Source organism: Azoarcus taiwanensis (assembly GCF_012910885.1).
Taxonomy (GTDB): domain Bacteria; phylum Pseudomonadota; class Gammaproteobacteria; order Burkholderiales; family Rhodocyclaceae; genus Azoarcus_F; species Azoarcus_F taiwanensis.
This window is the reverse complement of sequence record NZ_WTVM01000111.1, coordinates 1-13,307: the sequence shown is the minus strand read 5'-3', so window position 1 is coordinate 13,307 and position 13,307 is coordinate 1. Positions and strand designations below refer to the sequence as shown.

General features: G+C 64.3%; 14 protein-coding genes. 11 read left to right on the top strand and 3 right to left on the bottom strand.

Translation table 11 applies throughout. The features are described 5' to 3' along the window. Both GPA21_RS15380 and GPA21_RS15375 read right to left on the bottom strand, forming a co-directional pair. A partial coding sequence (locus GPA21_RS15380; RefSeq protein ID WP_422614158.1) for a serine acetyltransferase domain-containing protein occupies positions 1–436 on the bottom strand: 436 nt, incomplete at its 3' end. 241 nt (positions 437–677) lie between these two features. Next, entirely contained in the window at positions 678–1,271 is a 594-nt protein-coding gene (locus tag GPA21_RS15375; protein ID WP_168989012.1) for an NAD(P)H-dependent oxidoreductase, read from the bottom strand. A 420-nt stretch (positions 1,272–1,691) separates the two neighbouring features. Between GPA21_RS15375 and GPA21_RS15370 the strand changes: the two genes are divergently transcribed. The 6 genes from GPA21_RS15370 to GPA21_RS15345 are packed head-to-tail and all read left to right on the top strand — an operon-like array spanning position 1,692 to position 6,498. Beyond that, positions 1,692–1,907, top strand: a complete 216-nt coding sequence (locus GPA21_RS15370; protein WP_168989011.1) for an AlpA family transcriptional regulator — start codon at positions 1,692–1,694, stop codon at positions 1,905–1,907. Between the two features lie 38 nt (positions 1,908–1,945). Next, on the top strand, positions 1,946–2,809 hold the full coding sequence (locus GPA21_RS15365; protein WP_168989010.1) for a ParA family protein: 864 nt from the start codon (positions 1,946–1,948) through the stop codon (positions 2,807–2,809). Next, positions 2,793–3,056, top strand: coding sequence for a type II toxin-antitoxin system HicA family toxin (locus GPA21_RS15360; protein WP_168989009.1), 264 nt, complete (start codon positions 2,793–2,795; stop codon positions 3,054–3,056). The genes GPA21_RS15365 and GPA21_RS15360 overlap by 17 nt, the downstream gene beginning before the upstream one ends. Before the next feature lie 16 nt (positions 3,057–3,072). Then, positions 3,073–4,734, top strand: a complete 1,662-nt coding sequence (locus GPA21_RS15355) for a ParB family protein (protein ID WP_425483703.1) — start codon at positions 3,073–3,075, stop codon at positions 4,732–4,734. A gap of 18 nt (positions 4,735–4,752) precedes the next feature. After that, complete coding sequence (locus GPA21_RS15350) at positions 4,753–5,313, top strand: DUF2857 domain-containing protein (protein WP_168989007.1); 561 nt, start codon at positions 4,753–4,755, stop codon at positions 5,311–5,313. 39 nt (positions 5,314–5,352) lie between these two features. After that, positions 5,353–6,498 carry an STY4528 family pathogenicity island replication protein gene (locus GPA21_RS15345; RefSeq protein ID WP_211163635.1) on the top strand — a complete coding sequence of 382 codons (1,146 nt, stop codon included), beginning with the start codon at positions 5,353–5,355 and terminating at the stop codon, positions 6,496–6,498. Between the two features lie 42 nt (positions 6,499–6,540). Here GPA21_RS15345 and GPA21_RS15340 read toward each other — a convergent pair whose 3' ends face one another. Further along, positions 6,541–6,933: a hypothetical protein gene (locus GPA21_RS15340; RefSeq protein WP_168989005.1), complete on the bottom strand. Its 393-nt coding sequence runs from the start codon at positions 6,931–6,933 to the stop codon at positions 6,541–6,543. Between the two features lie 352 nt (positions 6,934–7,285). Between GPA21_RS15340 and GPA21_RS15335 the strand changes: the two genes are divergently transcribed. From GPA21_RS15335 to GPA21_RS15315, 5 genes are all read left to right on the top strand, one after another. Continuing rightward, on the top strand, positions 7,286–10,693 hold the full coding sequence (locus GPA21_RS15335; RefSeq protein ID WP_168989004.1) for a DEAD/DEAH box helicase: 3,408 nt from the start codon (positions 7,286–7,288) through the stop codon (positions 10,691–10,693). 233 nt (positions 10,694–10,926) lie between these two features. Next, a complete protein-coding gene (locus GPA21_RS15330) occupies positions 10,927–11,697 on the top strand; it encodes a PFL_4669 family integrating conjugative element protein (protein ID WP_168989003.1) in 771 nt (256 codons plus the stop codon). Next, positions 11,694–12,254, top strand: coding sequence for a DUF3158 family protein (locus tag GPA21_RS15325; protein WP_168989002.1), 561 nt, complete (start codon positions 11,694–11,696; stop codon positions 12,252–12,254). The genes GPA21_RS15330 and GPA21_RS15325 overlap by 4 nt, the downstream gene beginning before the upstream one ends. After that, positions 12,251–12,634 carry a single-stranded DNA-binding protein gene (locus tag GPA21_RS15320; protein WP_168989001.1) on the top strand — a complete coding sequence of 128 codons (384 nt, stop codon included), beginning with the start codon at positions 12,251–12,253 and terminating at the stop codon, positions 12,632–12,634. The genes GPA21_RS15325 and GPA21_RS15320 overlap by 4 nt, the downstream gene beginning before the upstream one ends. A 282-nt stretch (positions 12,635–12,916) precedes the next feature. Then, positions 12,917–13,307: toprim domain-containing protein (locus GPA21_RS15315; protein ID WP_246261997.1), on the top strand; the 391-nt coding region annotated here is incomplete at its 3' end.

Genomic DNA, 13,307 nt, shown 5'->3' with positions numbered 1-13,307 from the left:
GTGCCGCAGTGCGTCGCCCCTGGCTCCACAGCCAGTGTCCGACGCGGTGGCATTGCAGCGCATGAAAGCCCTTGTAGCAAAGGAACGGGGTCAGGATGTCTTCGGTCGCAGGATCTCGGGCGACAACCGCCACCAGGTCCTCCTGCGCCGCAGCGTCGACGGCGGGGCAACCCACCTTCGCCTCGGCGAACAGCGTCTCCCACATGCTCAATGGCAAGGTCGAATCGCACAGTTTGCGTGCCAGCAACCCGCTCAGAGCAGCGTAGAAATCCTGTTTCCCAAGGATGGCTTCGGTCATGATCGCACGCAGCGCGGGGTCGGTTGCGCACGCATGCTTCGCCTCGCCGACCAACCGCTCCCACACCGCATCCGTCGCAGCATCGCACCGGAAATGCTCTTCGAGCCTGTCGAACGAAAGATCAAATCCGTGCGTCAATGCAGTTCCCACCTGTCCTGATTCTGCGGCAGCGGCCTCGCCGACAACGGAAGGAGCTTATGGAGGGAGTCGCCGGCACCGCCACCCGAAACGGGATGGAATCGCCCGAAGGCGGATATTCCTGTCAGTTTGAATCAGTCGTGACGGTTCACGGATCGAGAGGAGCGACACGTTCGCCCAACACCGCATGCTGCCTCGATGACTGCCCTTGCACTCAATCGGCGAACAGGCCACCGCGTTCTCAGGACCAATTGGCAAACCGCTTCCGAATACGTGAACGAAATGCTTCGACCTCTTCCCCGGACAGACGCTCTGCCTTGTACAGCGACAACATATCGAACCGGCATGCGGGCGCACATGTACCAAGGAGTGCAGTCTTCAGCACCCGCTTCACAGGCTGCCGCATCAGCAGGCGATCCACCCACCATGGAGAGCCAAGCGACGCAATGGCGAGTCCGTACCGCAGCTTGTGGAGCCGTGGCTTGATCGGGCCGAGGTCGCTTGCATGGTCGTAGGCAATCCCGGGCGCCCATACACGATCGAACCAACCCTTCAAGACGGCTGGAAAGCCAAACCACCAAGTGGGAAACACCAACACCAATGCTTCGGCCGCGAGCAGGCGCTCGGCCTGGGGGTGGACAGCCGACTTGTCAAACGGGGAGAGATAGTAGGATCGGCGTTCGCTGACCGAAAGCGAGGGCGAGAACCCGGCCTGGCATAGATCCTCCACCTCGACGTCGTGCCCCGATTCCCTCAGGGCCTGGATGGCGGATTGCGCCAGGGAGTGGCACAGGCTGTCTGCAACGGGGTGGGCAATGACGACAAGGCACTTCATGTTGGATCCCGGTTGTACCTGAGCGGCTATGCTCGATGCGTTCCGAGAAGAGCATCACGATTGCATTCTGCGGATATCGGCCCGCCAAGATCACGGGGAAGCACGCTATGCATGACTGCGCTCTCCAAGGTCTTGCACAAGACCCCTATTGTCATCATGCGACAGGCCCTGTGCATACGACAAGACTCCTGACGCATCCGGTCGGCATCATCCGATAGTTCTACGCGAAGATCACCGGGCAAGGATCTCTTGAATCGGAGATGAGGCGAACGTGGCCGGAATTCGTCCTGCCGAGATGTCGGCGCAATCGGCAATCGGGGTACCCGCAACAACCCATTGTCGCTGTTCGTCGCCACGTCGCCCGTCTCCAATGCCGGCCATATCTGGACAAACGCCACCGAGCGTCAAGGAGTGCCCACCATGTCTTCGCAGACCGCCCTCGACCTTCCCGTCGAACGACGCATCCTGCGCCGCGCCGAGGTTGAGGCCAAGACCGGCTTCAAGCGCGCCCACATCTACAACCTGATGAAGGAAGGTAAGTTCCCCAAGGCCCTGCGCCTCGGGGTGCGTGCCGTCGGCTGGGATTCGGCCGAGATCGACCAATGGATCGCCGACCGCCTCAGAGAGCGCGTCTGAGCCCGCTCCTCCCGCCACTGCCATCGAGGAGCGACAACATGCAGGTGATCTCCATCATTTCGACCAAGGGCGGCGTCGGCAAGACCACGACCGCGGCTAATCTCGGCGGCTTCGTCGCCGACGCCGGGTTGCGCGTCCTGCTGGTGGACCTCGACGTCCAGCCGACCCTGTCGAGCTATTTCACCCTCGACAGGCGGGCGCCGGGAGGCATCTACGAGTTGCTGGCCTTCAACGAGCAGCGCGATGCGCAGCTGGTGTCCAGCACGGGCATCACCGGCCTCGACCTGGTGCTCTCCAATGACGACAAGGGCCAGTTGAACACCTTGCTACTGCATGCGCCAGACGGTCGGCTGCGGCTGCGCAACCTGCTCCCCGCCTTCGCGCCGCATTACGACCTCGTGCTGATCGACACGCAGGGTGCGCGCAGCGTGCTGCTGGAGATGGCCGTGCTGGCTTCCGACCTGGCCATCTCCCCGGTCACCCCGGAGATCCTCGCCGCGCGCGAACTGCGCCGCGGCACCTTGCAGTTGATCGACGACATCGCGCCCTATCGCCGCCTCGGCATCGTTCCGCCGCCGTTGCACCTGCTCATCAATCGCGTGCACCCCGTGTCGGCGAACGCCCGCGCGATCCAGCAAGCGCTGCGCCAGATCTTCCTGGACCACGCCGGCGTCCACGTCCTGGATACCGACATCCCTGCCGTCGAGGCCTATCCCCGCGCGGCGACACTTGGGCTGCCGGTACATCGCGTCGAATACCGGCGCCCCGCGACACGCGTCGCGCCGGCGGCGCTGGACACCATCCGCGCCTTGACCTGCGAACTGTTTCCCCAATGGCAGGAGCAACTGCACACGGTTGCGGGCAAGCATCGAGGGAGGCGTTCCCATGCCAAGCCCGCATGAGCTGTGTCGGGGCCACAAGCGCCTGCGACCGCTGATCGAGTATGCGCTGCGCGAAGGCTGGCAGGTCGTGCGAACACCGGGCGGCCACCTCAAGTTCACCAAGGTCGGACTGCCCCCGGTGTTCACCGGCTCCACGGCCAGCGACCATCGGGCCGACCGCAATGCCCGCGCGCAGCTGCGCCGGGCTGGACGGCGACCCGCCGCTGGCGATGACGACCTCAGCAGCGGGGGGCTCGAGCATGGCTGACCTGACCCCGCAGGACATGGCCGGCAAGCTGCTGACCGAAGGATTTGCGCGCAATGGCCCGGACGCCGCGGCCTTGACCGATCCGATCGCGGACACGGCGATGGTGGTGACTCTGGATCAATTGCGCCCCTATGACCACAACCCGCGCGTCACCCGCAACCCGCTCTACGACGAGATCAAAGCCTCGATCCGCGAGCGCGGGCTGGATGCGCCGCCAGCGATCACCAGGCGCCCCGGCGAAAGCGCCTACATCATCCGCAATGGCGGCAACACCCGGCTGGCGATCCTGCGCGAGCTGTGGAGCGAGACGAAGGATGAGCGCTTCTTCCGCATCCCCTGCCTGTTCCGGCCCTGGCCGGCACGAGGCGAAATCGTTGCGCTGACCGGCCACCTGGCCGAGAACGAACTGCACGGCGGCTTGAGCTTCATCGAACGCGCCCTCGGCGTCGAGAAGGCGCGCGAACTCTACGAACAGGAAAGCGGCCAAGCCCTCTCGCAATCCGAACTCGCCCGCCGCCTGACGGCCGACGGCTTTCCCATCCAGCAATCCCACATCAGCCGCATGCGCGACGCCGTGCAGTACCTGCTGCCGGCCATCCCGAACGTGCTGTACGGCGGGCTCGGTCGGCACCAGGTCGAGCGGCTGGCCGTGCTGCGCCGAGCCTGCGAGCGCATCTGGGAGCAGCGCGCCGACGGCAAGCGCACCGGCGAGGATTTCCACGCCCTGTTCCACGAGGTCCTGGCGATGTTCGACAGCGCGTCCGAAGCGTTCTCGGTACAGCGCGTGCAGGACGAACTGGTGGGCCAGATGGCCGAGCAACTCGACGTCGATTACGACACGCTGAACCTGGAGGTCGGTGACAACGAAAGCCGACAACGCGCCTTGGGCAGCGATCCCACCCCGGCCACGGCGCATCCGCGGCGTCCAGCCGCCACCACGCCGACTCGGCCGCCCTCGGAAGCCGCCGGTACACCACCCCATCATGCGCCGCCACCCTCTCCTGTTGCGACGACGGCCTCGTCTTCGACCGACGAGGCTGCGGCACCGGCGCAGGATACCTACGCTTCACCATCGCCCGATGCCGATCGCCTGCAGGGGCATATCGTTTCGCCGGCCCCGACCACCGAACGCCTGCAGTCCATCCAGCGCATGGTGGCCGACCAGTTGGGCGATACAGTGCCGGACTTCGAAGCCAACGTGCTGCGGGCCATCCCGGTGCAGGCCGGCGGGCTGTATCCGATCTCGGATGTCTGGTACATCGAGCCCGGCCTGGACGCACCCGAGCGCCTGCGCGTGCACATCGCGCAGTTCGCGCGCGAGATCGCCGAAGAGGCCGGACAGGCCGACTGCGTCGAACCCACCGATGGTGGCTTGGGTTTCGTCTGCAACGCCGATGCCCTGTCGGCGAACGCGCATTCGCTGCCCTTTCTTGCCCGGGCCGTGCTGACCCTGTTGCAGGCCTTGAGCGCGGGATACCTCGCCGCGCCGGCGCCACTCTCGACGCTGGACAACCTGCGCCTGACCGATGCACTGGGCCCGCTGCTGCAAGGGCGGCGGGACAGACCCGCCTCGGATCGTCTGAGCGACACCGGCCTGGTGAAGCTCTTCCGTCTGCTGCGCCTGTCGCGCCGCCTGCTGGATCTGGAAGCCGGCGTGAACTCGTCCGCCGCCACCTGAGCCCGGTATAGACACACCATGTCGGCTCCGCATCCCCTCAATCAGGCCGTGATCGCCCAAGCCCTGCACGACCTGCGCAACGGGCAGTTGCGTCGCTGCAAGGCCATGGGATTCGGCGAGCAGGAGCTGGAAGCCCTGAAGCATCCCGCGCTGGTCAGCGTATTGGTCAACGCCACGGTGTCCTGGTGTTCGGTGAAGGTGAACCGGGACGTGCTGCAGCGGCTGCTGAGTCAGGTCGGCGACGTCGAGAAGGAGATCGCCACCGTCGATCGCATGCTGCGCCTGGGCGCCAGCACCGAGATGGTCAGCAGGTTCTACGGACTCACCCACCAGGAGGTGGCACTGCGCCGGAGCATCCTGGGCCTGCCCAAGCGCAAGGGCCGCCATCCGGTGCTCAGCGAAGCGCAGGAGAACGCGTTGTGGGAGCGCTGGAAACCGGCCGTGCAAGAACATGGCATTGCGCTCGAGGACGACATCTCGATGCTGGAGCTCACCCTCGACCTTGCCGAGGAACTGGATCTTCCGGCTTCCGTCATCTGGGCCACCATCCGGAGTTGGATCGATCAGGGACTGGTGTAGGCTGTGGGCACCGGCGGATCCTCCTCGCGCGATGGCCCGATGCCATTGTCGGCGCTGCTCGATGATGCGGCCAAGCGTATCCCGTCGACCGCGAGCGGGCCCTTGCCCAGCGATGGCTTCCTGTTCAGCGGGAATCGCCACGACAGCGTGCCCCGCCAATTGCTCCTGGACACCCGGCTCACACCGCTGGAGCGCAATGCCTGGCAGGTGTTTCGTCTGCTGCTCAACGACGACGGGATCACCGCCTTCCCCACCTACGAAGCGTTGCGGCCCTACCTGGCATCGATGCCCTGCACCCCCAAGGCCTCCCACGAGACCGTAGCCAGGGCGCTCACCCTGCTGCGGCTGACCCGCTGGCTCAGCCTGGTGCGCCGGCGGCGCGATCCCAAGACCGGGCGCATCCAGGGCAATCTCTACGTGCTCCACGACGAACCACTCACGCCCTTCGAGGCGATGCAGCTCGACCCCGACTACCTGAGCCTGGTCAGCCAGGCGCTGACCCACGCCAGCAAGGCAGTGCAACGGGTCGGTCTGCATACGCTCAAGGAGATCGCCGAGGATCCGCTGCTCAATGGCCGGACGCTGCCCACGCGCCTGCAGGTGCTGGCGCAGCGCATGGCGCTGCGCGGCAGAATGTCAGATAGTTACCCACAGGATGGCGTCGACCACGATTCCGAAGAAGGCCGGAAGGGCTTGCTTCGGAATGCGGAAGACCCGTCTTCGGAATCCGAAGTGGGGCCAAAACCCGCGCCAGATGGCTCTCTTCGGAATCCGAAGGAGGACCGTACAGTACGTAAGGATCGTATTGATGAAGTACGTACAGTACCGCGCGCGAAGACGCTCCAGCACCTACGACTGCCCGAGCGATTCCTGCGCTTGAAGGAAGAACAGCAGGCCGGGGCGGTAATTGCCTTGCAGCAGGTGGAGGAGACCCAGCGGCAGGTGGTGCTCGACGAGTGGGCGGCGCGGTGCCGCGGCGGCACCGTTCGCAACCCGGCCGGCTATCTGTTCGGCATCATCCAGAAGGCGATTCGCGGGGAGTTCAAGGCGTGGGCCGCACAGGCGGAAAGCAAGACCGATCCGCCGCCACCGCTATCCCCGGGGGATAGCGCCTCAACCCTACCTGCCGACGAAGTCGTCCAGCAGCATATCGCCCGTTTGCAGGACATGTTGCGCATGCGGTGATCGGGCCTCCCCACCCCGCAGGACTAGATGCGACGCGACGAATTAGGCCTCGTCGCTCAACACATGGGACAACTGCCGTCGGGCATTCTCCGTATCGAAGTGAAAGACCTCCAGTAGCGCCAGTGCTCGCCTGACCTCCTTCACGTCCTGGTCGGACTCGGGTGCGCACTTCTTCAATGACAGGCCGTGCTCCGACAGCCAATCCTGCAACTCCGTGATGGCCACCGTAGTGATGCCGTTCTGAAGCAACTGGGAAGCAGTGATGTTCGACAGGTACTGCGGAGTGATTTCGAAGACATCCCTGACTCGCAGCACCTCCATCAAGCGTTTGACCAGATCTCTCCGCAACACGAATCGTGGGCTCCGTGCCATTTCGTCGATCTTGTCGAGATACGCACGAGGATCGGCCTGAATGCCCTTCACCGAATACGGCATCTTCATCTCTCGACAAATCCGGGACAGCAAGTCCCGGGCCCTACTGCCGCTGATGCCAGTCGAATCCGCAGCCTTCTTCAAACTTGCCCCGCTGGCGACAGCCTTGAGAATTTCGGCCTTTCTGGAGTTTGGAACCATTGGTCACCCAATCGATTTTGCATGTGGATCTGTACAGGCCGTAGTCATGTGCAGCGCATCCAGCGTCCACTTCCATAACGCATAGCCCTCACGTCCGTGGACGGCTATCATCGCATATCGCTGTTTTCCATAGGCAGCATTGATCGCCATCGGCCAGTGCCCGGACATCACGGTGGGAGGACGCGCCGCCGATTCCAACAGGAGGGGTCCAAACTTGAGCACCGCGAACGACGAACCTTTGCGCGTCCTGCACTTCTGGCGCGACCTTGAGATTTTCAACATCCCGACTGCCCCTTCCAAGCGTAATAACAACGATCAGACTGAGGTCGGAACTTTTCGTCGTGGCAAGTCCTTGCCCTGGCAGGCACGCAAGTTCGTTCCCACGGACAAGATTGGCTATGTCCATGTCGTCTATCTGGGCGTGGCCGACACGGAGGACCTGTCACGACTGTTGCTCCAAGGACTTTTCCCGGACCGCGACCTGAGCGAGCGCGAGCGCCAGCGTGTGACCGGCAATGGTTGGCTGGCGGCCTTCGTGGTGGATGAACAGGGGCGACCGAAACCCGACAGCTACCTTCCAGCCAGCTTCGCGTACGGTATGGCGGCACTCCGGGAAACAAAGGCGCTGGACAACATCAACGCTCGCCTGGAACGCGCGAAAGAGGAATTCGCCCAACGCCGTCACCAGCTCCCAGAGAACCAGGAACAGGAAGGTGGCAGCACCAATGCCGCGAACCGCGCTCCGACCGAGGCTGTCCTGGATTGGGAGGATCTCGATGAGGAACTGCGCATCGCGCGCGGCCTGCTCGGCGAAGCGGCGAGCGATCCGAGTCTGGACTGGCGTGTGGTCGTGCGGACCAGCCGGATCAAGCGGCGCTACCTGGATGACAGCCTGCAGGCCGCGACCGACTTCTTGAACTCGTTCTACCTGGACGACCTTGATCGTCTGATCGCTCAGGCGGAAAAGAAACTGTCGTTCGGCAAAGCCTTGAGTGCCTACCTCGGGCCGGCGCTGCCAGAACGCCAGCGTGTCGACATCCTCACCGACAATGCCGCCATGGCCGGGCTGGTTAGTGCGAAGCGCTTGCCCAGCGCACGATGGCCGGCTCCCCCCAAACACCCGCTCGTCCTCGCGCAGCAGGCTGCAGTCTCGCAGGTGATGAGCTCGCTTGGCAAGGCTGAGGGACTGATCGGCGTTAATGGCCCTCCCGGGACCGGCAAGACCACGCTTCTGTGCGATGTCATCGCCGAGATCGTCACCGAGCGAGCGCGGCGAATCGCGGCGCTGGATCGCCCGGTTGCCTTGTTCGAGGACAGGACGACCGTCGCTGGCAAGGGCTTCTTTCCGCTCAAAGCCAAGGTGGTTGCTGGAACCTCGATCGTGGTGACCAGCACGAACAACAACGCGGTCAATAACATCACCCAGGAGTTGCCCGCACGCAAGAAGGTCGCGGACGAGTTCAATTCGGCGGATTACTTTGCGGATGTCATGCACGAAGTCTTCCGGGCGCAAAAGGTCCTGGACGAGGACAAGCAGCCCATCGAGACCTGGGGCGTGATCGCCGCAGCGCTGGGCAACGCCGGCAACCGGCGCTCGTTCACGCAAGGCTTCTTTCGCGACGAATACATGCCGCCACGCCAAGTCGAGGTGGCGCAGGCGCAAGAGGACGAACAAGACACCGGCGCTGACCTGGCAGACGAAGTCACCGACGCGTCATCCCGCGGGGATGATCGGCCGCCCTCAATGAGGCAAATCCTCGAAGCGGCAGATGTCCCGGACAAGCGTCGGCAATACGTGAGTGAATGGCAGAAAGCCAAGGACGCCTTCCTGGAGTTGCAGGAGGAGTTCGAGAGCTGCCGAAAAGTACTGGAGCGAGCCGAGAAGGCTGCCCGGCACATCGATGACGAACGAAGCCACCTGACTGGCCTTATGGCCGAAGAGCAAGCACTTGGCCAGGAAATCCAAGCCGGCGAGTTGGCCCTTGCACAACATCGTGAAGCCGTGGCAACCCAGCGCACCGTCGTCGAAGGTAATCGGGCCGTGCTGGAGCAATTGCGTGCCGGTACGCCGCGCAACCTGTGGGACCGCTTGATGGGGCTGTTTGGCCGCGAGACCAGCCGGATGGCCGACTTGCGGCAATCGCTGGAGGCGCCGACGCAAGCTTTGGCTGACGCTTCGGCCGCCCTCGCAGAAATGTCCAAGGAAGTAGCGGTTGCTGAAGCCCAATTGGGCCAGCGACGAGAGCGCCAGAAAGCTGTTTCCTCCGCACGGGTAGCGCTAGAGCGCAAACTGGAACCCCATCGGCGAGCGCTGCAAGCCGGCTACGCAATGGGCGCCAAGCACTTCCCCGACACACAGTTCTGGGCCTTGCCAGCCGATGCACGTCACCGCGCCAGCATCGCTGTCGGCCCCAAGTTGGATGAACTGCGCGCCAAGCTCTTCCTGCAGGCGGTGGATCTTCACCACCTTACCATCCTGGCCAACGCCGGCAAGTTCATCGCCAACCTGCGGGCGGTGAATGGCATGCTCACCGGTGGCTCCCGCGACAAGCTGTCTCCCGAGCACCGTCCGCTGCTGTGGGACGCCTTCTTCTTCGTTGTACCAGTCGTTTCAACGACCCTCGCTTCGTTTGATCGGCTGTTCGTCGGCATGGGGCAGAACAGCCTGGGCTGGCTGATGATCGACGAGGCGGGTCAGGCCACGCCGCAGTCGGCGGCGGGTGCGATCTGGCGCAGCCGGCGGGCGGTCATCGTCGGCGATCCCCTGCAGATCGAGCCGGTTTTCACCGTTCCGAGGAGCCTGGCTGAGGAGCTGCGACGCCGCCACGACGTGGCAACGCACTGGTCACCCATCGACGAATCCGTGCAGACGTTGGCGGATCGCATCACCCCCTTCGGCTCCTGGGTTGAGAAAACCAGCAACTCGTCCCCGAACGACGCGCCCGAACGTCTGTGGACCGGCATGCCGTTGCGCACCCACCGCCGCTGCGACGATCCGATGTTCTCGGTGGCCAACCGCATCGCCTACGCCGGCCAGATGGTGCAGGGTCGTGTCGATGAGACCGGCCGTCCGACGCCCTGGGACTTCTCCTGTAGCCTGGGCGAGAGCGCATGGTTTGACGTGAGATCAAACCGCGTGAATCACCCCGTATCGGACGACGAGATCGCCTGTCTGCTCGACTGCCTGGCGCAATTGCAGAACGAAAGAAGTCGGAAGGCCAAGATCTACGTGATCTCGCCCTTCCGCAAGGTCGCCCAGGCGTGCGGGAAACGTGTCGGCAACGCCGGATTCGGCGGCATCGATTGCGGCACCGTCCACACGTTTCAGGGCAAGGAAGCGCATATTGTTTTCCTGGTGCTGGGTACGGCCCCAGGCCAGGCCGGCTCGGGCGCCCGTGGCTGGGCGGCGAGCAAACCGAACCTGCTCAACGTGGCAGTTACCCGGGCACAGTGCCGGCTATACGTGATCGGCGATGCCAGCCAATGGGGAGGACTGGACTACTTCCGCGAACTGCTGCGTGCGCTGCCTGAGGGAAGTGTTGCGGCGGCGCTGGATCGATGCCCCACGCAGGATGCGGCCTTTGCGCTCCTGGACGACCAGGAGCCGATCCCCGAGATATAGCGGATCGCACCGGGTTTGCCGCCAGCCATACCGCAGGCTGGCATCGCCCAGGCCATCTCCTATCTTCAGCATTCTGGCGTCGGCCCGCATTTGCCTATCCCCAGGGGATAGCCGGCAAACACAGCCTTCCATGCGGAATAAACCGGGCGCGCATTGGCTGCGGTTTGTTGACTGACAGCCTTCCAGCCGATGCGGATGCTGGCGAGCGGTTTCCTTCACCGCGAGTCGCCCCCATGGCCAACGAACCCCTGCAACTGAATCTCGGATCGCTGCGCAGCGCGATGTCGCTGACGCTGCACACCCACCACGCTTCGCGCATCTGGCATGGCCGCGCGCCGGCCGAGGGACGCCCTGGCATCATTGGCCTCAACGGCTTCATCAGTGCTATGAACAAGATGAAGCGCGGCGCCGAGCAGGACGATCCCTATTCGGACTGGTGGATGCTGCGCATCGAGGACAAGCTCACGCAGACCAAGGCCAGCCTGCAGGCGTTGCGCGAACCGGTGGATCAGGCGCTGGCTGACGTGCCGCCCGCGCTGAGCCTGGGCGAGAACCTGAACGTGCAGCCGGTGAAACTGCCGCTGTTCGTCAACGCGCAGCTCGGCTTCATGGCGGTGTACCTGCTGGCCGACTACGACGACCTGGCGCGCAAGCTGATCCTGGCGCACCACACGGCGCTGATCGACCGCAGCACGCTGGAGCGCTGGCTCAACGATGGCGCACATGCGCTGCGCAGCCTGTTCTCCCTGGCGCAGCAGTACCGCTACTCCGGCACAACGCGCGACGACTTCGCGGCGAAGAATGCCATGGCGCGGGCGGCGTTGGAGAAGTTCGGCGAGCTGCCGCAGGACGTGCTCGAAGGCACGCGCCGTTCGCGCTTTGCGCCACCCATCGCGCGGCGGGGGACCCGGTCCGAGGCACCGGTCGCTGATGATTTGGAGTCAGGCATTGCCGATGGCGCAGGCGACGCCGCGAGACAAGACGATGAGGGCGCCAACGCATGACGGCACTTTCTTCTTCCGGCCGCCCAGCGCGCTTCATTCCGCTGGGACAGGCGGACTTCCAGCGGCTGGAACACGCAGGCTACCTAAAAGGCCTTTTACAGCCTTTTAAAGGTAAGGGGAGTCTGGAGGCCTGGGCCAGCAAGAACATGGCGCTGCGCGACGAGCTGATCGTCCTGGCGCAACGGCAGGTGCTACCGCAGGCGCGGGCATATCCCTTCAATCTGCTCGATGTGCAACTGGCCCAGCAGACGACTGGCGCAGGGACGACATTTCTGCGCTGGCGCAACCTCGACCGCTCGGCCATGGGCGTGGCCTTGTGGGAGTCGCTGCTCGATCGCCCCGCGACACCGGCCTCGCTGATCGACGACCTGTATGCGATCGAACTGCAGCGCATCGTGCTGAACATGCAGATCAGCCTGACCCACAGCATCGCCCGCCTCGCCCTGGAATGCGCCAGCAGGATGGCCCAGGCCGAGGCGACTTATCTGCGGCGTGTCCACGGGCATGTCGCGTCCGCTTCTACCACACCCGCCACCACCCCCAAGGAGTCACCATGAGCACGCACTTCGTCGGCGAGGGCAATATCGGTTCCGCGCCGGAGTACCGCGAATTTCCCAACAGCAACGACGAACCGCACAGGCTGCTGCGCCTGAACGTCTATTTCGACAATCCCATCCCGAAGAAGGATGGCGAGTACGAGGACCGCGGCGGCTTCTGGGCGCCGGTGGAGCTGTGGCATCGCGACGCCGAACACTGGAAGGCGCTGTACCAGAAAGGCATGCGCGTACTGGTTGAAGGCCGTACTGTGAAGGACGAGTGGGAAGACGCCGACGAGAATGAGCGCGTCACCTTCAAGATCGAGGCTCGGCGCGTCGGCATCCTGCCGTATCGCCTCGAAGCGGTGACGCTCGGCACCAAGCCCGCCGGGAGCCAGTGACCAGGCATCGCGGGCGGCTGTAGCAACCGTCAGACGCCCGCCATGCACCAATGGGCTATCCCCTGGGGATAGCTCCACTGGGGTCCACCGAGTTCCAGCCGCCCTCTCGACTCGAATCTCCCGCCCCTCATACTGCCACGATCCGTGCAGACCGCTGCGGCATCACTTCCCCAGCCGATCACAATTCGGGGTCCATGCCGTCCGGCTTCCTCGCTGTCGGTCTCATCTGGGCCAGCCATGCTGTCGTTCACCTGATGAACCGCACATTCCGGAGGAGGCCTCATGCGCGTGTTCCTGTGCGAGAAGCCCTCCCAGGGCAAGGACATCGCCCGCGTGCTGGGTGCCCGCCAGCGTGGTTCCGGCTGCTACAGCGGTAACGGCATCGTCGTGACCTGGTGCATCGGTCATCTGGTCGAAGCGGCTCCGCCCGAGGGCTACGACGAGCGCTACAAGCGCTGGACCCTCGAGCAACTGCCCATCATCCCCGAGCGCTGGCGCGTCGAGCCCAAGGCCACGACCGCCGCGCAGTTCAGGATCGTCAAAGAGCTCGTCGGCCAGGCCAGCGAGTTGGTGATCGCCACCGATGCCGACCGCGAAGGCGAGATGATCGCTCGCGAGATCATCGAGTGGTGCGGCTACCGCGGGTCGATCCAGCGCCTGTGGTTGTCGGCGC

What these genes read in the sequence shown, in the direction of transcription:
- GPA21_RS15375 (WP_168989012.1), bottom strand. Translation starts at nt 1,271, where the DNA reads ATGAAGTGCCTTGTCGTCATTGCCCACCCCGTTGCAGACAGCCTGTGC.
- GPA21_RS15370 (WP_168989011.1), top strand. Translation starts at nt 1,692, where the DNA reads ATGTCTTCGCAGACCGCCCTCGACCTTCCCGTCGAACGACGCATCCTG.
- GPA21_RS15365 (WP_168989010.1), top strand. Translation starts at nt 1,946, where the DNA reads ATGCAGGTGATCTCCATCATTTCGACCAAGGGCGGCGTCGGCAAGACC.
- GPA21_RS15360 (WP_168989009.1), top strand. Translation starts at nt 2,793, where the DNA reads ATGCCAAGCCCGCATGAGCTGTGTCGGGGCCACAAGCGCCTGCGACCG.
- GPA21_RS15355 (WP_425483703.1), top strand. Translation starts at nt 3,073, where the DNA reads ATGGCCGGCAAGCTGCTGACCGAAGGATTTGCGCGCAATGGCCCGGAC.
- GPA21_RS15350 (WP_168989007.1), top strand. Translation starts at nt 4,753, where the DNA reads ATGTCGGCTCCGCATCCCCTCAATCAGGCCGTGATCGCCCAAGCCCTG.
- GPA21_RS15345 (WP_211163635.1), top strand. Translation starts at nt 5,353, where the DNA reads ATGCCATTGTCGGCGCTGCTCGATGATGCGGCCAAGCGTATCCCGTCG.
- GPA21_RS15340 (WP_168989005.1), bottom strand. Translation starts at nt 6,933, where the DNA reads ATGCCGTATTCGGTGAAGGGCATTCAGGCCGATCCTCGTGCGTATCTC.
- GPA21_RS15330 (WP_168989003.1), top strand. Translation starts at nt 10,927, where the DNA reads ATGGCCAACGAACCCCTGCAACTGAATCTCGGATCGCTGCGCAGCGCG.
- GPA21_RS15325 (WP_168989002.1), top strand. Translation starts at nt 11,694, where the DNA reads ATGACGGCACTTTCTTCTTCCGGCCGCCCAGCGCGCTTCATTCCGCTG.
- GPA21_RS15320 (WP_168989001.1), top strand. Translation starts at nt 12,251, where the DNA reads ATGAGCACGCACTTCGTCGGCGAGGGCAATATCGGTTCCGCGCCGGAG.